This window comes from Microbacterium hanjuni, assembly GCF_043556395.1.
In the GTDB taxonomy this organism is placed as follows: domain Bacteria; phylum Actinomycetota; class Actinomycetes; order Actinomycetales; family Microbacteriaceae; genus Microbacterium.
In genome coordinates this window covers 875225-900194 of record NZ_JBIGIK010000001.1, presented here as the reverse complement: position 1 = coordinate 900194, position 24970 = coordinate 875225, and the positions used below count along the sequence as shown (strand labels likewise).

The following is a 24970-nucleotide window of genomic DNA, read 5'->3' as shown; positions in this document are numbered from 1 at the left end:
GGCGCTCAGCCGGCGAGGGCCCGGTGCACCGAGGCGACCGCGCTGGAGCCTTCGCCGACCGCGGCGGCGACGCGCTTCATCGAACCGCGGCGCACGTCGCCCGCGGCGAAGACGCGCGGGATCGAGGTCTCGAAGGGGAGCGGTTCGCGCCCGAGCGAACGCCAGGGGCTGGGGAGCGCGTCTTCGGGGATGTCGGTGCCGGTCCGCAGGAACCCGTCGACGTCGCGGTCGAGGTCGCTGAGCCACGCGGTGGCGGGCTCCGCGCCGATGAAGCAGAAGAGCCCGCGGGCGTCCACGTCGCCGACGGCGTCGATGCGCACCCGCTCGAGGGAGGAGGCGCCTTCGAGGGCTGTCACATTCGCGCCGGTGAGCACGTCGACACGGGCGTCTTCCAGCAGCCGGTCGACGAGGTAGGCCGACATGCGGCCGCTGAGGTCGGTGCCGCGCACGACGAGGCGCACCGGGCATCCCGCGGCCGAGAGGAACAACGCCGCCTGCCCGGCGGAGTTCGCCCCGCCGACCACGACGACGGGGGAGTCGACGACACGGCGCAGTTCGAGCTGCGTGGCGGCGTAGTAGATGCCGGCGCCCTCGAAGTCGTCCCAACGGTCGAGCGGAAGCCGGCGGTACGCGGCCCCGGACGTGACGATCGCCGTCCGGGCATGGATGATGCGCCCGTCGGTCAGGGTGATCTCCAGTCCGTCGTCGGTGCTCTGCAGATCGACCGCCTCGCACGGGGCGTACACCCGCACGCCGAACTTGAGGGCCTGCAGCGAGGCCTGGCCGATGAGGTCTTCGCCGCTCACCCCGAACGGGAAGCCGAGGAAGTTCTCGATGCGAGACGTGGCGGCAGCCTGGCCGCCGGGCGCCACCGCGTCGAGCAGCACCGTGCTGAGGCCCTCGGACGCGCCGTAGATCGCGGCGGCGAGCCCGGCGGGTCCGCCCCCGATGACGACGAGATCGACCACCTCGTCAGCGTCACCCTGGTAGCTGAGTCCCAGCCGGTCGGCCACGAGACCCGGCGTCGCGCGCAGCAGCGGCTCACCCTGGATGTAGGCCATCGGCAGGTCGTCCACGACGATCTTGTGCTTCGCGAGGTCGGCGTGGTCGTCGAGGTCGACCTCGGCGGCGGAGTAGACCAGGTCGAGGCGCTCGGCGAACCGACGGAGGGCCTGGAAATCCTTCGAGTTGGCCGCTCCAACGAGTTTCAGCGTGAGCGCGGCCGGACCCTTGCGAAGGGATTCGCGGCGCAGCCACAGCGCGCGCAGCAGCAGATCGCACAGTTCGTCGTCTTCGCTCATGATCTTGCGAAGCGCCGTGCGCGAGATCCGCACGATGCGACCGGCCTCCGTCACGCGCGCCGAGAGGAAGGCCCCTTGGCCGTTGAGCAGTCCGAGTTCGCCCGCGAACGTGCGCGGTCCGAGGTGCGAGAGCACCGTCTCCCCGATCCACCACAGCGAGTCGCGCACGATCTCGAGGCGGGCGGTGTCGACCAGCACGAGGTCGTAATCGCGGTCGCCGGAGCGGAAGGCGTAATCGCCCGGTTCGACGTCCTCACCCTCGCCGAAGGCGACGAGCCGCGTCCATTGCGCGTCCGTCAGGGTGGGCTGCTCGGCCGCGTGGGGTTCGGTGGTCTGCACGAGGACAGGGTACCGAGCCCCGCGGGAGGCGGGGGCCGTCAGTGACCCATGGGCAGGCCCTCGGGCACGTCCGCGGGCTTCTTGATGAGGAAGGCGCCCAGGATCAGGGGCAGCGAGATGATCGCGGCGACGAGGAACGCGCCGCGTGCGCCGGAGGATTCGGCGACCGCTCCGGTCTCGGCGGAGGCGCTCATGACCGCGGCCATCGTCGCGATCAGGATCGAGACCCCGGCGGCACCGGCGACCTGCTGCAGCGTGTTCACGACGGCGGAGCCGTAGGAGTACTGCCGCGGCTGCAGCGAACCCAGCGACGCCGTGATGAGCGGGGTGAACGAGAGCGCGAGACCGAGCGACAGCGCGGTCTGCATGACCACGATCACCCAGATGGGCGTGGTCGTGGTTGCCGCGAACGCGTAGGCCCAGAGCATCGCGCTCACGAGGAGCGCGCCGGGAACGAGCAGCACCCGGGTGCCGAACCGGTCGTAGATCCGGCCGATCACAGGCCCCGCGAGACCCATCGCGAGCGCGCCGGGCAGCAGCACGAGCCCGCTCTCGGCTGCGCCGAGGCCGAGACCCTGCTGCAGGTAGAGGGGAAGCAGGGTGATCGTGCCGAAGAACGCCATGGACATGACGCCCAGCTGGGTGACGGCGAGGGTGAAATTGCGCACGCGGAAGACGCGCAGATCGAGCAGGGCGTTGTCGGTGCGCTGCAGTCGCAGCTGGCGCCAGCCGAACAGTGCCAGGGCCACGACCCCGATGACCAGGGCGAGCACCATCGGCATGACCGAAGGCGCGGCTTCGGTGTCGCCGCCGTGGCCGCCGGCACCGATCTGGCTGAGACCGAAGACGATGCCGCCGAAGCCGAACGCGGAGAGGATGACGGAGACGACGTCGATGCGCGAGTGCTCGGGCTCGGTGAGGTTGCGGATCCACTTCGCGCCCATCGCGAGCGACACCAGGGCGATGGGAAGCACGAAGCCGAAGTTCCAGTGCCACCCGATCTGGTCGACGATGAAGCCCGAGACGGTGGGGCCGATGGCGGGCGCGAGCGAGATGACGACGCTGACGCGCCCCATCATCCGGCCGCGCAGGTGCGGCGGCACGACGGTCATCAGGGTGGTCATCAGCAGCGGCATCATGATCGCCGTGCCCGAGGCCTGGATGATGCGGCCCACGAGCAGCATGGGGAAGCCGACCGACAGGAAGGCGACCAGCGTGCCGGCCGAGAACAGCGACATCGCGGCGATGAACATCTGCCGGGTCGAGTAGCGGCGCATGAGGAAGCCGGTGATCGGGATGATCACGGCCATGGTGAGCATGAAGGCCGTCGTCAGCCACTGGGCCAGGACCGCGGTGATGCCGAGGTCGACGATGAGCTCGGGGATCGCGACGCCCATCGTGGTCTCGTTGAGGATCGCGACGAACGCGGCGATGAGCAGCAGCCAGATGACGCGGTTCTGCTCGGGGGTGACGCCGGAGGCGTTGGTGGAAGACACGCGGATGCTGTCCGTTGCGGCGGGGGCGGCCATGTCTGGCTCCTCAAAGTGCGGGGGGAGGCTGGTCGCCACCTCGGGCGGGTGGCATTCCCAACCTAACGATCGCGATCGACGTCTCATTCCCGATCGGCCGGAAGCGATCCACGGCCCCCACCTGGCCCGCTCGACCCTCGGCATCCGCTGGCCGACATAGGCTGACCGGCATGAGTATGGCTGGGGGCGCCCACGGTGGGTTCCGGGGCGTCGATCGTGAGGCGCAGCGCAAGCTGAACGCCACCGCCCCCCGCGTGCCCCACCTCGGCCGACGGGTGATCGTCCTCTTCCAGCCCTATCGGTGGCGGATCGCGTTCACGGCCATTCTCGTCATCGCCGGCGCGGCGGTGGCCGTCATCCCGCCGCTGCTCGTGCAGCGCGTGTTCGACGATGCCCTGTTCCCGGTAGCCGGCGGCGCCCCCGACATCCCTCTCCTCACCCGCTTGGTCGCGGCGATGATCGCCTTCTTCCTCCTCTCGGCCGTGCTGGGGGTCGGACAGACTTGGCTGACCGCGACGGTCGGCAACGCGGTCACCGGCGACCTGCGCCTGCGACTGTTCGATCATCTGCAGTCGATGGAGCTCGGCTTCTTCACCCGCACGAAGACCGGGGTGATCCAGTCGCGGTTGCAGAACGACGTCGGCGGCGTATCGGGAGTGCTCACCAACACCGTCACCAGCATCCTCGGCAACGCCGTCACGGTCATCGCGTCGCTCGTGGCGATGATCCTCATCGACTGGCGGCTGACCCTCATCGCCGTCGTCATGATGCCGTTCCTCATCATCGTGCAGCGTCGCGTCGGCCAGGTGCGCGCCCGCATCGCGGGCGAGACGCAGGAATCGCTGTCGGAGCTCACCTCGATCACCCAGGAGACGCTGAGCGTCTCCGGCATCCTGCTGTCGAAATCCTTCAACCGCCAGCGTGCCGAGTCCGCCAGGTTCGAGGCGGAGAACATCAACCAGGTGCGCCTGCAGGTGCGGCGGGCGATGAGCGGTCAGGGCTTCTTCGCGGTGGTGTCGGTGCTCATGTCGAGCGTTCCCGCGATCATCTATCTCGTCGCCGGGATCCTCGTCACGGACGGCGCCGACACGATCACCGCGGGCACGATCGTCGCGTTCACCACCGTGCAGGCGCGGCTGCTCATGCCGTTGATGGGACTCATGCGCGTCGCCCTCGACCTGCAGACCTCGGCGGCGCTGTTCGCCCGCATCTTCGAATACCTCGATCTCGTTCCCGCGATCAGCGACGCGCCGGACGCGATCGCCGTCTCCGAGGCTCCCGGCCCGGTCGGGCGCATCGAGTTCCGCGACGTCGCCTTCGCCTACCCCGACGCCTCGGAGACCACCCGTCCCACGCTGAACGGCGTGTCCTTCGTCGCCGAGCCGGGCAAGCACGTCGCCTTCGTCGGACCGTCCGGTGCAGGCAAGACCACCATCCTCTACCTCGCGCCGCGCTTCTACGAGGCGACCGGGGGCGCCGTGCTGTTCGCGGGTGAAGACGTACGCCGCCTCACCGGTGAGTCGATCATCGACGCCGTGGGCATCGTTTCGCAGGAGACCTACCTCTTCCACGCCACGATCCGCGAGAACCTCCGCTACGCCAAGCCCGACGCCACCGACGCCGAGCTCGAGGCGGCGAGCCGGGCCGCGAACATCCATCACGTCATCGCCGGATTCGAGAACGGCTACGACACGGTCGTGGGCGAGCGCGGCTACCGCCTCTCGGGCGGTGAGAAGCAACGCATCGCGATCGCGCGCGTGCTGCTGAAGGATCCGCCGGTGCTGCTGCTCGACGAGGCCACCAGCGCGCTCGACACGGTGTCGGAACGTATCGTGCAGGAGGCATTGGATGCTGCCGCTCGAGGCCGTACGACGCTCACCGTCGCCCATCGCCTCTCCACCATCATCGCGGCGGACGTCATCCACGTCGTCGACGGGGGCCGCATCGTCGAGTCGGGCACCCACAGCCAGCTGCTGGCCGAAGGCGGGCTGTACGCCAGCCTCGCGGCGGAGCAGTTGGCCGCGTCGCGGGTGCTGACCGAGGAAGTCACCCTCGACGCCTCCACCGACTGACCGGCCGCGGTCGCGACGGCGTTCGCTTCAACCGGCCGACCGCACGGCCGTGACGGCCGCGGCGACGGCGTCGGCCACCCGATCGAGCGGGCTGTCGAGGTCGTGGGGGAAGGTTAAGCGCACGGCCGTGCGGGCGAGGTCGGCGTCGATGCCGATCGCGGTCAGCACGTGCGAGGGTTCGTCGCTTCCCGCCGCGCACGCGGAACCGCTGGAGGATACGACGCCACGCCGCTCGAGTTCGAGCAGGATCGCCTCGCCGCTCGTGCCCGGGAACACGAAGCCGGCCGTTCCCGGGAGGTGGTGGGCGGGGTCGCCCGTCGACCGCGCGCCCGGCACCAGCTCGTGCACCCGGGCGACGAACGCGTCGCGCCACGCGCCGACGCGCCGCGCGGATTCCTCCTGCTCGCGGGCGGCGAGTTCGAGAGCGGTCGAGAAGCCGACCGCGCCCGCGACGTCGGGGGTACCCGACCGCCGGCCGCGCTCCTGACCGCCGCCGTGCAGGAGGGGCTCGATGCTCACCCGTCCCCGCACCGCCAGGATCCCGGTGCCCTTGGGAGCGCCGAGCTTGTGTCCCGCGATAGCGAGGGCGTCGGCGCCGAGACCCTGCAGCGGCAGCCACCCCGCCGCTTGCACGGCATCGAGGTGCAGCACGACGCCGGCCTGCTTCGCGACGTGGGCGAGGGCGGCAGCATCCTGCACCGTCCCGGTCTCGTTGTTCGCGTACCCGATCGCGACGAGGGCGGTGTCTGCCGCCAGCACCGCGGCGAGATCGTCGGCGGTGACCCGGCCGACCTCGTCGACCGGGAGCAGATCGACCGTGAAGCCGTGGATGCGGCGCAGGTAATCCGCCGAGGCGAGGATCGACTCGTGCTCGACGGGGGTGGTCACGACGCGACGCGCCCCGCGTTCGACCTGCGCGGCGATCGCGATGCCCTTGACGGCCAGGTTGTTCGCCTCGGTGCCGCCCGAGGTGAACACGATGTCGCCCCGCCGCATCCCCAGCACGGCGGCCACCCGCGATCGTGCGTCGTCGAGAGCGGATGCTGCCTGTTCGCCCACGGTGTGCACGCTCGAAGGATTGCCGAACACCGTGGTGAGGTACGGCGTCATTGCCTCGAGCACCTCGGGGCGGATCGGGGTGGTGGCCGCGTTGTCGAGGTAGAGCATCGCGCTCAGTTCGGATCGACGTCGATGTCGAGGCCCAGATCGAGCGCGGGCGCCGAGTGGGTCAGCGCGCCGACCGAGATCACGTCGACGCCGGTCTCGGCGATCGCGCGGACGGTGGAGAGGTCCACCCCGCCGGAGGCCTCCACGGTGGCGCGGGCGGCGATGCGCTCGACACCGGTGCGGAGGTCGTCGAGGGTGAAATTGTCGAGCATGATCGTGCCGACGCCGGCGGCGAGCACCGCGTCGAGCTGATCGAGGCGGTCGACTTCGACCTCGACGTGGGTCGTGTGCGGCAGCTGGGCGATCGCGCCCTGCAGCGCAGCCGTGACGCTCACGCCCTTGGACGTCAGGACGGCGAGGTGGTTGTCCTTGGCCATGACCGCGTCGGACAGCGAGAACCGATGGTTGTGCCCGCCGCCGTCGCGCACCGCCTGTCGCTCGAACGCGCGGAGGCCGGGCGTGGTCTTGCGGGTGTCGACGATGCGCGCACCGGTGTGGGCCACCTCGGCGACGTAGCGGGAGGTGAGGGTCGCGATGCCCGACATCCGCTGCACGAAGTTGAGCCCCACCCGCTCGGCGGTGAGGATGCCGCGGGCGGGACCGGTGACGAGCGCGAGTGTCGTGCCGGTGGTGAACGAGGTGCCGTCCGCCACCAGGACGTCGACGCGGACGCGGGGGTCGGTGAGGCGGAACGCCGCCGCGAAGACCTCACCGCCGCTGAACACGCCGGGCTCGCGGGCGACCAGTTCGGCGCGGGCGCTCGCGGTGTCCGGGATGAGGCTCTCGCTGGTGAGGTCGCCCCACGGGGCGTCCTCGTCGAGCGCTGCCCCCACGGTGCGGTCGATGATCGTGCGGTTCAGCATGCGAACGTTCCTTCCTTCTCGAGCGGCTCCTTCTCGAGCGGCTCCTTCTCGAGCGGCGCCGCAGCGCGGGATCGATGGCCGCCCCGCAGCTCGACGACCGGACGCACCGCGCGTCCGGGGTCGGCGAGGTGATGCGCGCCGACCGAGGCGGTGCGCCGCCGCGCGGCATCGACCACGTGGGCGGCGACGAGCAGCAGGTTGGCGTCCTCGTGGTCGGCGGCGGTGCGGAGCGTGTGGGGGGCGTGCTGCCAGGAGGCGAGAACGGATGCTGCGTGCCCGAGCCCCCCGGTCGATCGGGTGAGGCCGGCATCCGCCCACATCAGCTGCTGCAGCGCGGCGCGCGAGAAGGGGCCCGCGTCCCGCGCGGGTGTCGCGGGAAGGGTCGGGGAGGGCGAGGCCCGACGCACCGGCCAGGGTGCGCTCGCCGCGTCGCGCGTGATGACGTCGCCGGCGCGAGCGCCGAAGACGGCTCCCTCGAGCAGCGAGTTCGAGGCGAGCCGGTTGGCCCCGTGCACACCCGTGCGGGCGACCTCGCCGACCGCGTACAGGCCGGGCACCGCGGTGCGCCCCCACAGGTCGGTCACGACCCCGCCCATGAGGTAGTGGGCCGCCGGCGTGACCGGGATCGGCTCGGCCGACCAGTCGAGTCCGCGGGCGCGAACGGCGGCGTCGATCGTGGGGAAGCGCCGGGCGAGGACCTCGGCGCCGAGCATGGTCGCGTCCAGCAGCACGGGCGCGCCGCCCTGCCCGGCCATCGCGCGGTCGATGGCCCGGGCGACCACGTCGCGCGGCGCCAGCTCGCCGTCGGGGTGCGCATCGAAGGCGAACCGGCGGGAGGTCGCATCGACCAGCACGGCGCCCTCGCCCCGCACCGCCTCGGAGACGAGGAAGGCCGCGTGCTGACCGGGGAGGGCCGGGAGCACCGTGGGGTGGAACTGCACGAACTCGAGGTCGGCGACCTCGGCCCCCGCCCGGATCGCGACCGCGATGCCGTCGGCGGTGGCCACGGCCGGATTCGTCGTGTGGGCGTAAAGCTGTCCGGCGCCCCCGGTGGCCAGGACGACCGCGTCGGCGGTGCAGGTCTCGCGCACCCCGGCCACGAGCAGCTCCACCCCCGTGACGCGACCCTGCTCGAGCACGAGGTCGAGCAGCAGCGCGTGTTCGCGCACCACGATGTCGGTGCTCAGCACCTGCGCGACCAGGGCCCGGGCGATCTCGCGGCCGGTGGCGTCGCCGCCCGCGTGCAGCACCCGCGGATACGAGTGCGCGGCCTCGAGCCCTTTGCTGAACGCGCCGTCCGCATCGCGGTCGAAGCCGACCCCGCGGGCCACGAGTTCGCTGACGCGCGCCGGGCCCTCGCCCACGAGAGCTCGCACGGCGGCCTCGTCGTTCAGTCCCGCACCGGCGGTGAGCGTGTCACGAGCATGGGCGTCGACGTCGTCGTCCGCGAAGGTGACCGCTGCGATCCCGCCCTGCGCATACCGCGTGTTCGATTCCGCGAGAGCGGCCTTGGTGACGACGGTGACCTCGCATCCGGCGGCGTACGCGTGCAGCGCGGCCGTCAGCCCCGCGACGCCGGAGCCGACGACGATCACGTTCGGCGCGGCGTTCATGGGCGTGCCGCCAGCATCCGCTCCAACGCCGTCGTGGCGGGGGCCGCGACCGCGGCGGGAACCGTGATGCGGTTCAGCACCTCGCCGAGCACGAGCGCTTCGAGCACCCACGCGAGGTAGCCCGGGTGGATGCGATACATCGTCGAGCACGGGCACACCACGGGATCGAGGCAGAAGATCTCGTGTTGCGGATACTGCGCCGCCAGTCGCTGCACGAGGTTGACCTCGGTGCCGATGGCGAAGGTCGTCGGCGAGGTCGCGGCGTCGATCGCGGTGCGGATGTACTCGGTGCTGCCGGCTTCGTCCGCGGCGTCCACGACGTCCATGGGGCATTCGGGGTGCACGATCACGCGCACGCCCGGGTGCTCGCGGCGGGCCTTGTCGATCTGGTCGACCGTGAAGCGGCGGTGCACGGAGCAGAAGCCGTGCCAGAGGATCACCCGGCTGTCGAGGAGGGTCTCGGCGTCGTTGCCGCCCAGCGGGCGGCGCGGGTTCCACAGCGGCATCTGCTCGAGCGGCACTCCCATCGCCTTGGCGGTGTTGCGCCCGAGGTGCTGGTCGGGGAAGAACAGCACGCGGCGCCCGCGGGCGAAGGCCCACTCGAGCACGGTGCGCGCGTTCGAGGAGGTGCAGACGATGCCGCCGTGGCGACCGACGAAACCCTTGATCGCCGCGGACGAGTTCATGTAGGTGACGGGGATCACCGGCACCAGGCCATCGGCGTCGGGGGCGGTGAGATCGCCGTAGACCTCCTCCAACTGCTCCCAGCACTCCTCGACCTGGTCGATGTCGGCCATGTCGGCCATCGAGCACCCCGCCGCGAGGTTGGGAAGGATCACGGCCTGTTCCGGCCGGGACAGCAGGTCGGCGGTCTCGGCCATGAAGTGCACGCCGCAGAAGATGATGGCCTCGGCGTCGGGGTGCGCCTTCGCGGCGTTGGCCAATTGGAACGAGTCGCCCACGTAGTCGGCGTGGCGCACGACCTCTTCGCGCTGGTAGAAGTGTCCGAGCACCACGACGCGATCGCCGAGCACGGCCTTGGCCGCGACGATCCGGCTTTCCAGTTCTTCCTCCGAGGCGTCGCGGTAGGCCGCGGGCAGTTCGCCCTGGCGCGGAGAGCCGGTCGGGATGACATCGCCCATCGAGGCGCCGGGGCCGTACCCGGGGCGCGTGTCGAAGTTCCAGGGCCCCGCGGCCAGATCGGTGGTGCAGGTCGCATCGAGCGAGGCGCCGGAGACGATCGCCTGGATCTCGTGATCGACCGAAGGATCCGCGGGGGAGGTGTTGCGCGGCGCGAGGGTCAGGGGGGTGGCGGTCATGTCGGTTCCGATCACTGGCGGGCCGTCAGGGGGCCGCGCTCGGCGAGCTCGACGTCCCTGTTGTAGCGGTAGAGGCGGGCGGGGCGATGGCTGCCGGTGCGGAAGCCCTCGGTGGGGATGAGCGTGCCGGAGCTCTCGACCTGACGGCGGAAGTTCGCCGGATCGAGGCGACGCCGCAGGATCGATTCGTACACCTCGCGCAACTCGGCGAGGGTGAACTCGTCGGCGAGCAGACCATGGGCGATGCGGCTGTAACCGACCTTGCTGCGCAGTCGCCAGAGCGCGTAATCGACGATGTCGCGGTGGTCGAAGGCGAGCGGCGGCAGCTCGGTGACGTCGAACCATTCGACGTTCTCGGGGGCGCCATGCTCGGCAACCTGCGCGTCGACCTCGTCGGCGCGCAGCAGCGCCCAGTACACGATCGACACGACGCGGGTGGGGGAGCGGTCCACCGCCCCGAAGGCGTACAGCTGCTCGAGGTAGCTGGCGGAGAGTCCGGTCGTTTCGGCGAGAGTGCGCGACGCCGCCTCCTCGAGTCCTTCCGCCGGGTCGAGCCAGCCACCGGGAAGCGCCCATCGCCCGTCGTACGGATCGCGCGTTCGGCGGACCAGGGGCAGCACGACGGCGGCTGCGCTGTCGTCGGCGGTGCGGCGCAGGCTGAAGATCACCGTCGAGACGGCGACGCGGGCGGGTTCACTGGTTCGTGTCATCATGACCTTTAGTTGTCTCCGATCTTAGAGTCATCTCGACCAGAACGGCAAATTGTCAGCGGCCCCGTCTACGCTGGCGGCGGAGGTGGCCGGTGATCGCGATCGATGTGGCCCTGGTGCTGCTGCTCGTTCTCGCGGCCCTCGTGGGCGTGCGGCGCGGTCTCCTCGCCAGCCTCGGCCTCTTCGCCGGCCTCGCCGCCGGCGCGGTCGCGGCCTACTGGGTGCTGCCGTTCGTCAACGAGATCGTTCCCGTCGCGCCGTGGCGCGGCGTCGCCGTCATCGCGGCCGGCCTGCTGCTGCTCGTGGTGGGTGCGGTGATCGGCGGAGGCATCGGGCGGATGCTGCGCCGCGGCGCGGATCGCATCAAACTCCGCATTCCCGAACGCATCCTCGGCGGCTTCGTCAGCGTGGTCGCCGCAGCGCTCGCGATGTCGTTCGTGGGCAGCGCGCTCGTCTCGACCGGGGTGCCGGTCGTTGCGACCGCGCTCAGTTCCTCGACCGTATTGCGCACGATCGATTCGACCACCCCGGCCCCCGTGCGCGCCGCGCTCGCCGAGCTGCGAGGAACGGTGTTCGGCGACGGACTGCCCCGCCTCGGCCAGCTGCTCGAGCCGTCGCTCGTTCCCACCACGCCCCAGGTCGCCCTCGACGATCCCGCTCTCACGCGAGCCGCGCAGTCGGTCGCCAAGGTCACCGGCGTCGCCTACGCGTGCGGCATCTCGGCGAGCGGCACCGGCTTCGTCGCCGCGCCGGATCGCGTCGTGACCAACGCCCACGTCGTCGCCGGGGTCGACCAGCCCGTCGTCGAGCTGCCCGGGCGCGTCGCCCGGGAGGGCCGCGTGGTCTACTTCGACCCGGTCGACGACCTCGCCGTGATCGCCGTCGACGACCTCGACGCCGATCCGCTGCCCGTCGTGCCGACCCTCGGCCTCGGTGCGACCGCGGTGGTGCAGGGGTATCCGTACGGCGGTCCGTTCACCTCGGGCGCCGCTCAGGTGCTCTCGGTCGGCACGGCCCCCGTGCCCGACATCTACGACGACGCCTCGACCGGTCGCGAGATCTACGCGCTGTCGGCCACGGTGCGCCCGGGCAACTCCGGGGGCCCGCTCCTGACGCCGGCCGGCGAGGTCGCGGGTGTGGTGTTCGCCCGTTCGGAGACCGACGAACAGCTGGGATACGCCATGACGAGCACCGAACTGCTGCCCGTGCTCGCGCAGGCCGGGGACCTCGATGATGCCGTTGCACCGGGCGCGTGTACGACCTGATCGGCCCCGCCCGTGCCGCTATGCTGGCCCCACAATCGAACATCGGCCGATGACCCCCGCGGGAGAGCCCGGACACGTTCCGGGCACCGAAGGAGCAAGCCTCCCCGCCAATCTCTCAGGTCCGTGTACCGCGAGGGTCGGCCACTCTGGAAAGCGATTCCCGAGCTCTTTCTGCGCTCGAGCATCCGCCGACGGTGAAAGCCGCAGCATCCGTTCGTCGATGTCGCGGTGAAACTCTCAGGCCCATGACAGAGGGGGAGTTCTCAGGTGCCGACCGGCGCCACCCCGCCCCGTGACCGGGAGAACTCATGCCAGAACCCCGCACCACCGTGCTCCACGAGCGACATGCCCAGCTCGGCGCCGCCTTCACCGACTTCGGCGGCTGGCTCATGCCGGTTCGCTACGGCTCCGATCTCGCCGAGCACCGGCGGGTGCGCGAGACGGCCGGATTGTTCGACATCTCGCACATGGCCGAATTCTGGGTGACCGGCGACGACGCGGCCGACCTCCTCGATTACGCCCTCGCCGGCGCGATGTCGCCGATGCCGGTCGGCAAGGCCAAGTACGCGCTCCTCCTCGCCGAGGACGGCGGGATCATCGACGACCTGATCGTGTACCGCACGGCCCAGGATGCCTTCCTCGTCGTCGCGAACGCCGGCAACCACGACCCCGTTGCCGTCGAGCTCGAACACCGTCGCGCGGCCTGGGCCGATGCCCACGGCGGCGGCCCTCACCTGGAAGACGTCTCCGAGCAGTACGCCCTGCTCGCGGTGCAGGGTCCGCTCTCGCGGGAGATCCTCGAGGCCACGGCCGGCGTGATGATCTCCGGCACCCCGCTCGCCACGCTGGCGTATTACGCCTGGACCGAGGGCACCTTCGCGGGTGCCTCGTTGTTCGTCGCCCGCACCGGCTACACCGGCGAGGACGGGTTCGAACTCCTGATCCCCACCGCAGCGGCGGGGGAGCTGTGGGACGCGCTGCTGGCCGCCGGCATCCCCCTCGGGCTTGTTCCGGCCGGCCTCGCCGCCCGCGACACCCTGCGCCTCGAGGCGGGGATGCCGCTGTACGGCCACGAACTCACCCGAGACACGCGCCCCGCGCAGGCGGGCCTCGCCCGCGCGGTCGCCGTCGACAAGGCCGACTTCGTGGGCAAGGCCGCCCTGGCCGCCACCGACCTTTCCACCGCTCCCGTGCTCGTCGGACTCGCCTCCGACGGCAAGCGCGCTGGGCGCGCGGGATACGCCGTCTTCGACGGGGACGAGCGCGTGGGAGAGGTCACCAGCGGTGCCCTGAGCCCGACGCTCGGTCATCCGATCGCGATGGCCCTCGTCCTGCCGGCTGCCGCCGCGCCGGGCACCGAACTGACCATCGACGTCCGCGGAGCGCGCATTCCCGCCACCGTCACGACCCTGCCTTTCTACCGGAGGAAGAAATGACCGATCTCGACGCCCTCTCCTATACCGCCGAGCACGAATGGGTCGACGCGTCGACCGAGGTCGTGACCGTCGGCATCACCGACTTCGCCGCCGACAAGCTCGGCGACGTCGTGTTCGTCGACCTCCCCGCTGTCGGCACGGTGGTCGCCTCCTCCGCCGTCTGCGGCGAGATCGAATCCACGAAGTCCGTGGGTGAGCTCTACGCACCGCTCGACGGCGAGATCGTCGAGATCAACGACGCCGTCGTCGACGACCCGTCGCTGGTGAACTCCGACCCCTACGGCGCCGGTTGGCTGCTGAAGCTGCGCGTCGAAGCATCCGCCACCGACGCGCTGCTCGACCGCGCCGCCTACGTCGCCCTCACGGGAGGCGCCGAGTGAGCTCGGGAGGGTTCGCGTCGCGCCACATCGGAACGGATGCCGCCGCGCAGCAGCAGATGCTTGATGTGCTCGGCTACCCCACGGTCGAAGCGCTGGTGCAGGCCGCGGTCCCCGCATCCATCCACGTCCACCCGCCCCGCTCGAGCGAGATCCCGCCCGCCGCGAGCGAGGCCGAGGCCCTGGCCGAGCTGCGGGAGCTGGCGGCGACGAACCGCTCGGCCAAGCCCATGATCGGTCTGGGCTACTACGACACCTTCACCCCGTCGGTCATCGCACGCAACGTGCTCGAGAACCCGTCGTGGTACACGGCGTACACGCCCTACCAGCCGGAGATCTCGCAGGGCCGGTTGGAAGCGCTCATCAACTTCCAGACGATGGTGAGCGATCTGACGGGCCTCGAGACCGCGAACGCGTCGATGCTCGATGAGGCGACGGCAGCGGTGGAGGGGATGCTGCTGGCCCGACGCGCGTCGAAGTCACCCTCCCCCCTCTTCCTCGTCGACGACGACACCCTGCCGCAGACGAAGGCGGTGCTCGAGCACCGGGCCGCGGCCGTCGGCATCCGGATCGAATACACCTCCTTCGCTGAAGGGCGGCCGGTCGACGACGCGCCCCGCGCTGAGCCTGTCGAAGCGTTCGGTGCTGAGCCTGTCGAAGCGTTCGGTGCCCTCTTCCAATACCCCGGCGCATCCGGCCGGGTGTGGGACCCCACCGTCGCGATCGCCGAGGTTCAGGAGCACGGCGGCATCGCGGTCATGGCGGCCGACCTGCTCTCACTCACCCTGCTGCGCTCGCCCGGTTCGCTCGGCGCCGACGTGGCCGTCGGCACGACGCAGCGTTTCGGCGTGCCGCTCGGTTTCGGCGGACCCCACGCCGGCTACATGGCGGTGCGCGGTGGCCTGGAACGGCAGCTGCCCGGTCGCCTGGTCGGGGTGTCGCAGGATGCTGCGGGCCATCCGGCCTACCGACTGTCGCTGCAGACGCGCGAGCAGCACATCCGCCGTGAGAAGGCGACGTCGAACATCTGCACCGCCCAGGTGCTGCTGGCCGTGATGGCGGCGATGTACGCCGTCTACCACGGCGCCGAAGGACTCCGCGAGATCGCCACCGACGTCGCCCGCAAGGCCGATGCGCTCTCGGGGGCATTGCAGGCGTACGGGCTGACGACAGCATCCGATTCCTTCTTCGACACCGTGCGGGTGAACGTGCCCGGAGCCGCCGAACGAGTGATCGAGCGGGCGCGTCAGCTCGGCTATCAGCTGCTGTGGATCGACGACGCCACGATCGGGGTGTCGGTCGATGAGACCACGACCGCGCGCGATCTCGCCGCCGTGGCCCAGGCTTTCGGCCTGCCGGCGGCCGAGGCGCTCTCTCTGGAGGGCGCGGTCGCGCTGCGGGGTGTCGCTCAGGGTCTGCACCGGGTGGATGAGTATCTGACGCATCCGGTGTTCACCTCGCACCGCAGCGAGACGGCCATGATGCGCTATCTCAAGCAGCTCGCCGACCGTGATTACGCGCTCGATCGCGGCATGATCCCGCTCGGCTCGTGCACGATGAAGCTGAACGCGGCCACCGAGATGGCGGCGGTGTCGTGGCCGGAGTTCTCGCGGGTGCACCCCTTCGCCCCCGAGGCGGACGTGCGCGGCTACCTCACGATGATCGAGCAGCTCGAGACGTGGCTGGCGGAGATGACCGGCTACGACGCGGTCTCGCTGCAGCCGAACGCGGGCTCGCAGGGCGAGCTCGCCGGCCTGCTCGCGATCCGCGGCTTCCACCGCTCGAACGGCGAGGAGGGGCGCACCGTGTGCTTGATCCCCTCTTCGGCGCACGGCACGAACGCGGCCTCGGCGGTGCTCGCCGGCATGCGGGTGATCGTCGTGGCGTGCGATGAGGCGGGCAACGTCGACCTCGACGACCTGCGCGCGAAGATCGCCTCGCACGCCGAGGAGCTCGCGGCGCTGATGATCACGTACCCCTCCACCCACGGGGTCTACGAGCACGACGTGCTCGAGATCACCCAGGCCGTGCACGACGCCGGTGGGCAGGTCTACGTCGACGGGGCCAACCTCAACGCGCTGCTCGGCTACGCGCGCTTCGGTGACCTGGGCGGCGACGTGTCGCACCTCAACCTGCACAAGACGTTCGCCATCCCGCACGGCGGCGGCGGGCCGGGCGTCGGCCCGGTCGCGGCGAAGTCCCACCTCGCGCCGTTCCTGCCCTCGCATCCGTTCTCGCAGCGCCGCTCCGAGGCCGGCTTCGACGGTGGACCGGTGTCGGCCGCCCCGCATGGCTCGGCCGGCATCCTGCCGATCTCGTGGGCGTACGTGCGGATGATGGGCGCCGACGGGCTGCGCGCCGCGACGGGCGCGGCCGTGGTGTCGGCGAACTACCTCGCCGCGCGCCTGCGCTCCCACTACCCGGTGCTGTACACGGGAGACGACGGACTCGTCGCGCACGAGTGCATCCTCGACCTGCGTCCGCTGCGCGAGCAGACCGGAGTCACGGTCGACGACGTCGCCAAGCGGCTCATCGACTACGGCTTCCACGCCCCGACGATGTCGTTCCCCGTGGCCGGCACGCTGATGATCGAGCCGACCGAGTCGGAGGACCTCGCCGAGCTCGAGCGCTTCGTCGAGGCCATGGTCGCGATCAAGGCCGAAGCCGTCGCGGTGGCGGCGGGGGAGTGGCCGGCGAGCGACAACCCGCTGGTGAACGCCCCGCACACGGCTGAATCGGTCATCGCGGGCGAGTGGCAGCATCCGTACTCCCGCGAACTCGCCGTGTACCCCATGCACGCGCAGATCCGAACGAAGTACTGGCCGCCCGTGCGCCGGATCGACCAGGCCTACGGCGACCGCAACCTCGTGTGCGCCTGCCCGCCCGTGGAGGCCTTCGCCTGACCCACCCCTCCGCCGCGAGCCCCCTCCGCCGCGAGACCCGTTCTCGGCGGCGAGACCCTGACATTCTGCAGGGGTCTCGCCGCGGAGCACGGGTCTCGGCGCTGAACGGGGGCGGTCAGGATGCATCGGAGCGGCGAAGCGCCCGTCGGAGCGCGAACAGCTGTGCGGTGTTGCGCGGAGCCTCCGCCCGGAGGCCCGCTGATACGAGGAGGGCGTGCAGCGGGTCGGCGGCGAGCGCTTCGGTCCATCCCCAGTGGGGCACGGCGCGGGCGCCGTTGCGGAACAGGCGAGCGTCGCGCGCATGGCGTTTCCGCAGAGCGGTTGTCGCCGTCTCGAGGGGCCCCGCGTACTTCACGTCGCCGTCGCTCTCGCCGGCGATCCCCGATTCGGCCCACCACTTGTCCACTCGGTCGCCACCCAGCCACACCTGCAACTGGGGAGGCGGGAAACCCAGCCATTCGAGGACGGCGCGGTCGACCGATTCGAGGGGTGACTCCGCGAGCCGAGTCGCCCTGTGGAGCGGCCAGCGGGCGCGGAGTCGCCCGCGTGATGACATCCGCCCCTCGTTCACGGCCGCCAAGAGCGCCGGGGTGAGCTGCGGGTCCCCCCGGAGCGCGGCATCGGCGACAGCGAGCGCGATCGCATTGTGTCGCGCCCTCGCCATGTCGACGACCGTGTCCGCGAGGCCGGTGACGGGCACGCCATCCATCTCCTCCAGCACGCGGGGCTCGACCGACGTGTGCACCTCCACGGCGCCCGTCGTGTGAGATCTGCCGCGCGCGTCCGCGAGGAGATGCACCCTGCCGGGGTCGCCGAAGACGGGCAGACCGCGCGCCGCCGCGGCCGACTCGAGGCAGAGAATGCCATCGGGGTAGATGAGTGTCGCTGCGTGAACGCGGGCGAGATATCTGTCCCACGGCGCGAGGACGCCCCACTCTGCGGCCGGGGCGTAGACGCCGCGCAGGACGCTCACCAGTTCTCCCGACCTCACCGCCCGCGTGCTGTGGGTTGTGGCGCGGGCGGGAATGAGCGCGACAGGGCTGGCGGCAAGACCCACATGTTTGTCGAACACGTCTACACCGTGCACGGACGCGCGGCCCGCAGCATCCGCTCCCACGGCACTTGTGCGAACTCGCGCCCGGATCGCGACCTGTGCAGGACGCCACGTCACGCCGGCTGACAGCGCCGAGACCCTCTCTCAGCGGCGAGACCGTGACATTCTGCGCGGGTCTCGCCGCGGAGAACGGGTCTCGGCGATCAGCGCGGCCGGGACGCGCGGCGGGTCAGGACGCGGGCGCGAACACCCCGGGCCACCACGAGGCGGCCAGGGGGTATCCGACGAAGGCGACGATGTCGAGCAGGGTGTGCGCGAGCACGAGCGGCATGACCCGCCCCCACCGCCGGTAGCACCAGCCGAAGACCACGCCCATCACGAAGTTGCCGAGCACCGCACCGAAGCCCTGGTAGGCGTGGTACGCGCCGCGGAGCGCGGCGGTGGAGAGGATGATCGTCCACCACGACCACCCCAGACGGCGCAAGCGGTCGAAGAGATACGCGATGAAGATGACCTCCTCGGTGAGTCCGGCGCGGAGCGCGGACAGCACGAGCAACGGCACCACCCACCACCCGGCGTCGAGCGGGGAGGCGACGACGGCGACGTTGAAGCCGAGCATGCGGGCGAGGGCATACAGGCCGAGTCCCGGTATGCCGATCACGGCAGCAAGCAGGAAGGCACGCCCGATATCGCTGCCGGGATGCCGGAGATCCAGCCCGATCTTCCGTAAGGCGTTCGTCCCGGGCTCCCACAGCAGGAAGATCACGAGCCCGACCAGCGCGAGCGAGAACGCGATGTCGAGGAAGCGGTAGAGCGCGTCCCAGAGCGCCTCGGTATCCTGCGTCGGATTCAACTGCGTCTGCTGCTCGCTGATGGGCGTCGGGCGCAGCAGCGCGCGGACCAGACTCAGCACGGAATACAGCGCGGACTGCCCGACGGTCACGGCCAGGACGAGCGAGATCTCCCACACCCAGCGGGTGCGCTCCGGGCGGGAGAGCGAAGTGTCGAGCGGCATCCTCTCAGGGTGCCACAGCGCGATATGCGAGCATCGAACACGTGTGGAATGCAAGAGGGCGCAACTTGATCGGACGGACTCCGAAAGCCAAGGCGACGGCTGCGATCGCCGCCGCAGGGGTTCTGGCCCTGCTGAGCGGGTGCACGGTGAGTTCTCCCGAGACCGCACCGACGCCGCCCCCGACCAGCCTCACGATCGGCACCGTCGGGGAACTCACGAGCTTCAACCCCTCGACCGCGGCGGATGCGACGTCGGGCAACCTCGCCGCGCAGCAGTTCCTGCACGAATCGTTCGCGTACATCGGCGATGACCTGCAGGTGGCCGGAAACACGGGCTTCGGCGAGGTCGAGCGCATCTCCGACGATCCGCTCACCGTGGTCTACACCCTCAACGACGGTCGCAAGTGGTCGGACGGCAAGCCCGTCACCCTCGAGGATCTGATGTTCGGTTGGGCCGTCAACTCCGGTTGGTTCGACGATGCCTCCTACGACGAGGCCGGCAACCTCATCAGCGGCACACAATACTTCGACACCGCCGAGAAGTCCGACGGTTTCCGCGACACGTCACGCGCCAAGCTCGACACCCGCGAGGGCACCCTCACCCTCGTCTACGACGAGCCCTTCGCCGACTGGAACCGCCAGTGGCTGCTCGACCGCCCGCTCCACACGGTCGCGGCGAAGGCCGGTGTGACCTCCGCCCAGATCATGCAGGCGATCCGCGAGACGCCCCAGGGCGATCCGGGCAACCCCGTCGCGCCCAACCCCGTGCTCCTGGCCGCGGCGCAGGCGTGGCAGACGGGCTTCGAGGTCGACCCCGCCGCGCCCGATCTCAGCGCCGCGGTGTCGAACGGGCCCTACATGGCCGAGTCCTGGAGCGGCGACACGCTCAACCTGGTGCGAAACCCCGAGTACAACGGCGAGAACTATCCCGCGTTCGACAATCTCGCGGTGCGCTACTTCCCCGACCAGCAGGCGCAGCTCGCCGCGGTGCGCTCCGGCGAGGTCGACATGGCCAACCTCGGCAACCTCACGGCCCCCACCATCGACCGCCTCGAAGCCTCGGGGGCGACCGTGCTGACCGGTTCGCGACCACACACGCTCAGCCTCATCTTCGTCGATGAGGGCGGTCGGATGGACGACAACCTCCGCGAGGCGCTCGCGCTGTCGCTGGATCGAGAACGCATGGTCGACGAGTCGGTGCGGGGGACCAATCCGGATGCTGCGCCCCTCCGCTCGTTCTTGAGCTCGCCGGCCTCGGGCTCGGCCTACGACGACATCGTCGCGAACAACGGTTCACCCGGCAACGGCGCCGACCCCGATCGTGCGCGCGATCTGCTGGACGGGGACACCCCGCAGGTGCGCATCCGCTACGAGCCCACCGACACGGTGGCCGCCGACCTCTTCGCGGAGATCGCCCGGATGGCCGATGAGGTCGGCATCGACGTGCGGCCCGCGGGCGATGACGACGCCGCCGACGCCGAGCTCGTCTCCTCCGACGTGAGCGGATCACTGTACGAGGTCGCCCGAGAGCGGGTGCGGCGCGGTGCCGGTGGACTGGAGGCCGTTCGCGCACTCGCCCAGATGCGCGAGAGCACCGACCCGGAGCAGGTGATCCAGGTCGCCCAGCAGGTGGATCGAGCACTGTTCGATGACCACTACGGCGTTCCCCTGGTGGCGCTGTCGGGGGTCATCGCGCACACCGACGCCGTCAGGGACGTCGTCTACACGGCATCCGAATGGGAAGGTCCCAGCGAATTCTGGAGCTGGCAGCCAAACGACTGAGCGGGTTTCCGCGGGCGCCCTTGTCAGAATGCGCTAGCCGCACCGGGAATCATTAAAGGTATGTAACGGATTCGGCGTGGCTTGTGATCAGCCCGCCTGTGCCGCATATCGTCTCCGTAGTCCCGGCTCCTGCCGTTCCCCCCGGTTCGCGTCAGCCAAGCAGCTCCGCTGCCGACATGCGCACGGCAGCCCGCCGCCTCCTGACGAAGGAACAACCCATAACGTGATCAAGTACCTCGCGCGCCGCACTGCCGGTTGGTTGCTGATGATCCTCGTCGCCACGAACCTCGTGTTCTTCCTCGCGTGGGGATACCTCGATCCGCGCGCGAACTACGTTGGCCGGCGGCCTCCGCTCAGCGAAGAGCAGATCCAGGCCCTCCTTGTGCCGCGTAACCTCAGCGACACCACCCCGATCGTCGAACGGTGGTGGACCTGGCTGAGTGGGATCCTCACCCGGTGGGACTGGGGAGTCAGCCCCGTCGGTGACGCGGTCAACGACCAGATCTCGTACCGCATCTGGGTGAGCGCCGAGCTGGTGCTCGGGGCGACCATCATCACCACGGTGATCGGCATCGCGCTGGGGGTGTACACGGCGTCGCGTCAGTACAAGCTCGCCGACCGCATCGGCACGGCCACCTCGATCGTCACGCTCAACATCCCGATCGTCGTCGCAGCTCTCGGAATCGTGCTGCTGGCGATCTCCGCCAACGAGGCCGCCGGTACCCGCATCTTCTTCGTCACCGGCGCTTCGAGCCCGGACGTCAGCGGGTTCTTCCCGGTGCTGATCGATTCGCTGCAGCATCTGATCCTGCCCACGATCGCCCTCGTGCTGATCGGGTACGCCAGCATCCACTTCCTGCAGCGGTCGCTGCTGCTGGACAACATCAAGTCCGACTACGTGCGGATGGCGCGCGCGAAGGGTCTCACGAAGCAGCAGGCGATCCGCAAGCACGCCCTGCGCACCTCGCTCATCCCCGTCGCCACGCAAGTGGCGTTCTCGATCCCTGCGATCTTCGTCGGCGCCATCCTCACCGAGTCGATCTTCGGTTGGCGCGGGATGGGCCAATACTTCTCCCAGACCCTGGCCACCAACGACATCTACGGGACGGTAGCGATCGCCGCCTTCGGCGCTGTCATGACGGCGATCGGCGCCCTGCTCGCCGACATCGCCGTGGTCATCCTCGATCCCCGAGTGCGAGTGAGCTGATATGTCCACGACCGAGATGCTCGACCCGCTCGAGCACGGCGACAACCCGCCCATCGACCAGACCACGATCCGCACCCCGCGCAAGCGGCTGTCGAAGTTCCAGCTCTACTCGCGCCGGTTCATGCGCAACCGTCCCGCGGTCGCGGGTGCGATCATCTTCGTCCTGATCGTGCTGTTCGCCGTCTTCGGACCGTTCACCCAGCAGTACGACCACGTCGAACTCGACTTCCTCGCCCTCAGCGACGGTCCGTCGTCCTCGCACTGGTTCGGCACGAACAACGCCGGCAACGACCTCTACGCCCAGGTCGTCGTCGGGCTGCAGCGCTCGCTGATGATCGCCCTCACCGTGTCGCTCGGCACCACCGCGCTTGCCGCCATCGTCGGCACCACCGCCGCCTACTTCGGCGGCTGGTACGAGCGCATCGCCCTGCTCGTCATCCACTTCCTGATGGTCGTTCCGACCTTCCTCGTGCTCGCGATGATCTCCAACGACTCCGGCGGAGACTGGCGCATCATCGCGCTCATGCTGGTGCTCGTCAGCTGGTTCTTCACCGCCCGCACGATCTGGACGCTGTCGCTGTCGATCCGCGAGCGCGAGTACGTCGCCGCCGCCCGGTACATGGGAGTCGGCGGCTTCCGGATCGTGCTTCGCCACATGCTGCCGAACATCGGTTCGCTGCTGATCATCAACTTCACCCTCGGCGTGGTCGCCGCTGTCCAGGCCGAAACGGGACTGTCGTTCCTCGGCTTCGGCGTGAAGGCACCCGACGTCTCGCTCGGATCCCTGATCGGAGTGGGCGCGGGCACGGTGACCAGCTCCCCGTGGTTGTTCTACTTCCCCGCCGCTGTGCTGGTGCTCCTCACGGTCTCGATGGCCCTCGTCGCTGACGGGCTGCGCGACGCGCTCGACCCGACGTCGGCGGCCGGAGGACGCGCATGAGCGCCCCGGTGCTGTCCGTCCGCGATCTTCACGTCAGCTTCCCTTCGGAGGCGGGGCGGGTCGACGCCGTCCGCGGCGTCTCGTTCGATCTCCTCCCGGGGCGCACCCTCGGGATCGTGGGGGAGTCGGGGTCGGGCAAGTCGGTGACCTCGCTTGCCGTCATGGGGCTGCTCGATGACAACGCCACCGTCTCGGGGTCGGTGCTGTTCGACGGCGAAGAGCTGTTGGGCAAGTCCGACAAGCAGATGTCCTCCATCCGCGGAAACGGCATGGCGATGATCTTCCAGGATCCGCTCACCTCGCTCACGCCGGTGTTCACGATCGGCGACCAGATCGTCGAAGCCATCCAGACCCACAACCGCGTGTCCCAGCGGGCGGCCGAGGCCCGAGCGGTCGAGCTGTTGAAGCTGGTCGGCATCCCGAACGCCGAGCGCCGCCTCAAGGCCTTCCCGCACGAGTTCTCCGGCGGTATGCGCCAGCGCGTCGTGATCGCGATCGCGATGGCCAACAACCCGCGCCTCATCATCGCCGACGAGCCGACGACCGCTCTCGATGTCACGATCCAGGCTCAGATCCTCGATCTCATCGGCACCGCCAAGGCCGAGACCGGCGCCGCGGTCATCATGATCACCCACGACATGGGCGTCGTCGCGAACACCGCCGACGACGTCATCGTCATGTACGCGGGCAAGCCGATCGAGCAGGCCGGCGTGCGGGAACTGTTCCGAGAACCGCGGATGCCGTACACGATCGGTCTTCTGGGGGCGATCCCGCGGATCGATAAGTCGGAGAAGACCCCGCTCATCCCCATCAAGGGCAACCCGCCCCTCCTGATCGACCTGCCGCACCGGTGCCCGTTCGCGCCGCGCTGCCCCATCGCGATCGAAGCGTGCTGGGAGGGGGAGCCGGAGCTGCTTCCGGTCCCGTCCGAGGAAGGCGTGCACCGGGCCGCCTGCATCCGGGCCGACGAGATCTCGCACCGGAGCATCGACGGCGTCCCCGTCTTCGTGCCGCCGGTCATCGCCGAGAGCGCCCTCGAGCGCATCCCGCGGGAGCAGCGCCCGATCACCCTCGAGGTCGACAACCTGCGCAAGACCTTCCCGCTGCTCAAGGGTTCACTCTTCAAGCGGCGCGTCGGCGACGTGCACGCGGTACGAGGCGTGAGCTTCGACATCCGCGAGGGCGAGACGCTCGCGATCGTGGGGGAGTCGGGGTCGGGCAAGACGACGACGCTCCTCGAGATCATGGATCTCGTACCGCAGGAGAACGGCGACATCCGCCTCGGCGGGCGCAGCGTCACCGACCTGACGCGGGGCAAGGACACCCGCGAGGTGCGCCGCGACATCCAGATCGTCTTCCAGGATCCGATCGGCTCGCTCGATCCGCGCATGACGGTGGCCGACATCATCGCGGAGCCGATGCGCGCGATCGGCACCCCGCGCAAGGAGGTCGACGACCGCGTCGACGAGCTGATGGGCCTGGTCGGGCTCGACCCCGCCCACAGCGACCGGTTCCCCTCCGCCTTCTCGGGCGGCCAGCGCCAGCGCATCGGCATCGCCCGAGCTCTCGCGACCAACCCCAAGGTCGTGGTGCTCGACGAGCCGGTCTCGGCCCTGGACGTGTCGATCCAGGCGGGCGTCATCAACCTGCTCGACGAGCTGAAGGCGAAGCTCGGCATCTCCTACCTGTTCGTGGCTCACGACCTCTCCGTGGTCCGCCACATCGCCGACCGGGTGGCCGTCATGTACCTCGGGACGTTCGTGGAGTACGGCGATGTGGATGCGATCTTCGATGACCCCCAGCATCCGTACACGCAGGCTCTGCTGTCCGCGATCCCGATTCCCGACCCGGAGAAGGAACGGTCGCGCGAGCGGATCGTGCTCACCGGCGACCTCCCGAGCCCCACCGAAGACCCCGCGGGATGCCCGTTCGTCACGCGGTGTCCCCTGTACCAGACGCTCGACGAATCGCGGCGCGTGCGCTGCCGCGACGAGCGTCCTGCCCTTGTTGCGTCGGCCCCGGATCACTCCAACGCCTGCCATTACCGGTAGAGCGCGCCGCGCACCAGAAAAACACCTT

General features: G+C 70.1%; 18 protein-coding genes and 2 riboswitches. Of the genes, 9 read left to right on the top strand and 9 right to left on the bottom strand.

The annotated features are described in order from the left end of the window. Positions 1 to 5: 5 nt before the first annotated feature. Positions 6 to 1640: an FAD-dependent oxidoreductase gene (locus tag ACFXP5_RS04570; protein WP_394543680.1), complete on the bottom strand. Its 1635-nt coding sequence runs from the start codon at positions 1638 to 1640 to the stop codon at positions 6 to 8. Between the two features lie 38 nt (positions 1641 to 1678). Next, positions 1679 to 3169, bottom strand: a complete 1491-nt coding sequence (locus tag ACFXP5_RS04565; protein ID WP_394527253.1) for a DHA2 family efflux MFS transporter permease subunit — start codon at positions 3167 to 3169, stop codon at positions 1679 to 1681. 176 nt (positions 3170 to 3345) lie between these two features. Between ACFXP5_RS04565 and ACFXP5_RS04560 the strand changes: the two genes are divergently transcribed. Next, positions 3346 to 5241, top strand: coding sequence for an ABC transporter ATP-binding protein (locus ACFXP5_RS04560; protein ID WP_394544178.1), 1896 nt, complete (start codon positions 3346 to 3348; stop codon positions 5239 to 5241). Positions 5242 to 5268: 27 nt separating this feature from the next. Here the strand turns inward: ACFXP5_RS04560 and ACFXP5_RS04555 are convergent, their stop codons facing one another. The 5 genes from ACFXP5_RS04555 to ACFXP5_RS04535 are packed head-to-tail and all read right to left on the bottom strand — an operon-like array spanning position 5269 to position 10913. After that, a complete protein-coding gene (locus tag ACFXP5_RS04555; RefSeq protein ID WP_394543678.1) occupies positions 5269 to 6408 on the bottom strand; it encodes a cysteine desulfurase family protein in 1140 nt (379 codons plus the stop codon). Positions 6409 to 6413: 5 nt separating this feature from the next. Further along, a complete protein-coding gene (gene nadC, locus ACFXP5_RS04550) occupies positions 6414 to 7271 on the bottom strand; it encodes a carboxylating nicotinate-nucleotide diphosphorylase (protein WP_394543676.1) in 858 nt (285 codons plus the stop codon). Continuing rightward, positions 7265 to 8884: an L-aspartate oxidase gene (gene nadB, locus ACFXP5_RS04545; RefSeq protein WP_394543675.1), complete on the bottom strand. Its 1620-nt coding sequence runs from the start codon at positions 8882 to 8884 to the stop codon at positions 7265 to 7267. The genes nadC and nadB overlap by 7 nt, the downstream gene beginning before the upstream one ends. After that, positions 8881 to 10203, bottom strand: coding sequence for a quinolinate synthase NadA (gene nadA, locus ACFXP5_RS04540; RefSeq protein ID WP_394543674.1), 1323 nt, complete (start codon positions 10201 to 10203; stop codon positions 8881 to 8883). Before nadA ends, nadB begins: the two co-directional genes overlap by 4 nt. 11 nt (positions 10204 to 10214) lie before the next feature. Further along, entirely contained in the window at positions 10215 to 10913 is a 699-nt protein-coding gene (locus tag ACFXP5_RS04535; RefSeq protein ID WP_394543673.1) for an NUDIX hydrolase, read from the bottom strand. 92 nt (positions 10914 to 11005) lie between these two features. On the opposite strand from ACFXP5_RS04535, the gene ACFXP5_RS04530 reads away from it, so the two are divergent. The 4 genes from ACFXP5_RS04530 to gcvP all read left to right on the top strand — a co-directional run bounded on the left by ACFXP5_RS04530 (position 11006) and on the right by gcvP (position 16894). Continuing rightward, a complete protein-coding gene (locus ACFXP5_RS04530; protein WP_394543672.1) occupies positions 11006 to 12178 on the top strand; it encodes a MarP family serine protease in 1173 nt (390 codons plus the stop codon). A 49-nt stretch (positions 12179 to 12227) separates the two neighbouring features. Next, positions 12228 to 12319: riboswitch (glycine riboswitch) on the top strand. After that, positions 12320 to 12437, top strand: a riboswitch (glycine riboswitch). 49 nt (positions 12438 to 12486) lie between these two features. After that, the gene (gene gcvT, locus ACFXP5_RS04525) at positions 12487 to 13614 is read left to right on the top strand and encodes a glycine cleavage system aminomethyltransferase GcvT (RefSeq protein WP_394543671.1); all 1128 of its coding nucleotides are present in this window, start codon (positions 12487 to 12489) and stop codon (positions 13612 to 13614) included. After that, positions 13611 to 13994 (top strand): glycine cleavage system protein GcvH, encoded by a 384-nt coding sequence (gene gcvH, locus ACFXP5_RS04520; RefSeq protein ID WP_394543670.1) that lies wholly within the window; start codon positions 13611 to 13613, stop codon positions 13992 to 13994. Before gcvT ends, gcvH begins: the two co-directional genes overlap by 4 nt. Positions 13995 to 14050: 56 nt before the next feature. Next, the gene (gene gcvP, locus ACFXP5_RS04515; RefSeq protein WP_394544177.1) at positions 14051 to 16894 is read left to right on the top strand and encodes an aminomethyl-transferring glycine dehydrogenase; all 2844 of its coding nucleotides are present in this window, start codon (positions 14051 to 14053) and stop codon (positions 16892 to 16894) included. 115 nt (positions 16895 to 17009) lie between these two features. Here the strand turns inward: gcvP and ACFXP5_RS04510 are convergent, their stop codons facing one another. Then, positions 17010 to 17966 (bottom strand): hypothetical protein, encoded by a 957-nt coding sequence (locus ACFXP5_RS04510; RefSeq protein ID WP_394543669.1) that lies wholly within the window; start codon positions 17964 to 17966, stop codon positions 17010 to 17012. A gap of 211 nt (positions 17967 to 18177) precedes the next feature. Further along, positions 18178 to 18963, bottom strand: a complete 786-nt coding sequence (locus ACFXP5_RS04505; protein WP_394543668.1) for a CPBP family intramembrane glutamic endopeptidase — start codon at positions 18961 to 18963, stop codon at positions 18178 to 18180. 65 nt (positions 18964 to 19028) lie between these two features. On the opposite strand from ACFXP5_RS04505, the gene ACFXP5_RS04500 reads away from it, so the two are divergent. The 4 genes from ACFXP5_RS04500 to ACFXP5_RS04485 all read left to right on the top strand — a co-directional run bounded on the left by ACFXP5_RS04500 (position 19029) and on the right by ACFXP5_RS04485 (position 24942). Then, positions 19029 to 20744 carry an ABC transporter substrate-binding protein gene (locus tag ACFXP5_RS04500; protein ID WP_394543667.1) on the top strand — a complete coding sequence of 572 codons (1716 nt, stop codon included), beginning with the start codon at positions 19029 to 19031 and terminating at the stop codon, positions 20742 to 20744. 223 nt (positions 20745 to 20967) lie between these two features. Further along, positions 20968 to 21951, top strand: a complete 984-nt coding sequence (locus ACFXP5_RS04495) for an ABC transporter permease (RefSeq protein WP_394543666.1) — start codon at positions 20968 to 20970, stop codon at positions 21949 to 21951. 1 nt (position 21952) lies between these two features. Next, positions 21953 to 22891 carry an ABC transporter permease gene (locus ACFXP5_RS04490; RefSeq protein ID WP_394527234.1) on the top strand — a complete coding sequence of 313 codons (939 nt, stop codon included), beginning with the start codon at positions 21953 to 21955 and terminating at the stop codon, positions 22889 to 22891. Next, positions 22888 to 24942 carry an ABC transporter ATP-binding protein gene (locus tag ACFXP5_RS04485; RefSeq protein WP_394527232.1) on the top strand — a complete coding sequence of 685 codons (2055 nt, stop codon included), beginning with the start codon at positions 22888 to 22890 and terminating at the stop codon, positions 24940 to 24942. Before ACFXP5_RS04490 ends, ACFXP5_RS04485 begins: the two co-directional genes overlap by 4 nt. The last annotated feature ends 28 nt before the right edge of the window (positions 24943 to 24970 follow it).

What these genes read in the sequence shown, in the direction of transcription:
- nadA (WP_394543674.1), bottom strand. Translation starts at nt 10,203, where the DNA reads ATGACCGCCACCCCCCTGACCCTCGCGCCGCGCAACACCTCCCCCGCG.
- ACFXP5_RS04560 (WP_394544178.1), top strand. Translation starts at nt 3,346, where the DNA reads ATGGCTGGGGGCGCCCACGGTGGGTTCCGGGGCGTCGATCGTGAGGCG.
- ACFXP5_RS04490 (WP_394527234.1), top strand. Translation starts at nt 21,953, where the DNA reads ATGTCCACGACCGAGATGCTCGACCCGCTCGAGCACGGCGACAACCCG.
- ACFXP5_RS04565 (WP_394527253.1), bottom strand. Translation starts at nt 3,169, where the DNA reads ATGGCCGCCCCCGCCGCAACGGACAGCATCCGCGTGTCTTCCACCAAC.
- nadB (WP_394543675.1), bottom strand. Translation starts at nt 8,884, where the DNA reads ATGAACGCCGCGCCGAACGTGATCGTCGTCGGCTCCGGCGTCGCGGGG.
- gcvT (WP_394543671.1), top strand. Translation starts at nt 12,487, where the DNA reads ATGCCAGAACCCCGCACCACCGTGCTCCACGAGCGACATGCCCAGCTC.
- gcvH (WP_394543670.1), top strand. Translation starts at nt 13,611, where the DNA reads ATGACCGATCTCGACGCCCTCTCCTATACCGCCGAGCACGAATGGGTC.
- nadC (WP_394543676.1), bottom strand. Translation starts at nt 7,271, where the DNA reads ATGCTGAACCGCACGATCATCGACCGCACCGTGGGGGCAGCGCTCGAC.
- ACFXP5_RS04535 (WP_394543673.1), bottom strand. Translation starts at nt 10,913, where the DNA reads ATGACACGAACCAGTGAACCCGCCCGCGTCGCCGTCTCGACGGTGATC.
- ACFXP5_RS04555 (WP_394543678.1), bottom strand. Translation starts at nt 6,408, where the DNA reads ATGCTCTACCTCGACAACGCGGCCACCACCCCGATCCGCCCCGAGGTG.
- gcvP (WP_394544177.1), top strand. Translation starts at nt 14,051, where the DNA reads ATGCTTGATGTGCTCGGCTACCCCACGGTCGAAGCGCTGGTGCAGGCC.
- ACFXP5_RS04505 (WP_394543668.1), bottom strand. Translation starts at nt 18,963, where the DNA reads ATGCCGCTCGACACTTCGCTCTCCCGCCCGGAGCGCACCCGCTGGGTG.
- ACFXP5_RS04485 (WP_394527232.1), top strand. Translation starts at nt 22,888, where the DNA reads ATGAGCGCCCCGGTGCTGTCCGTCCGCGATCTTCACGTCAGCTTCCCT.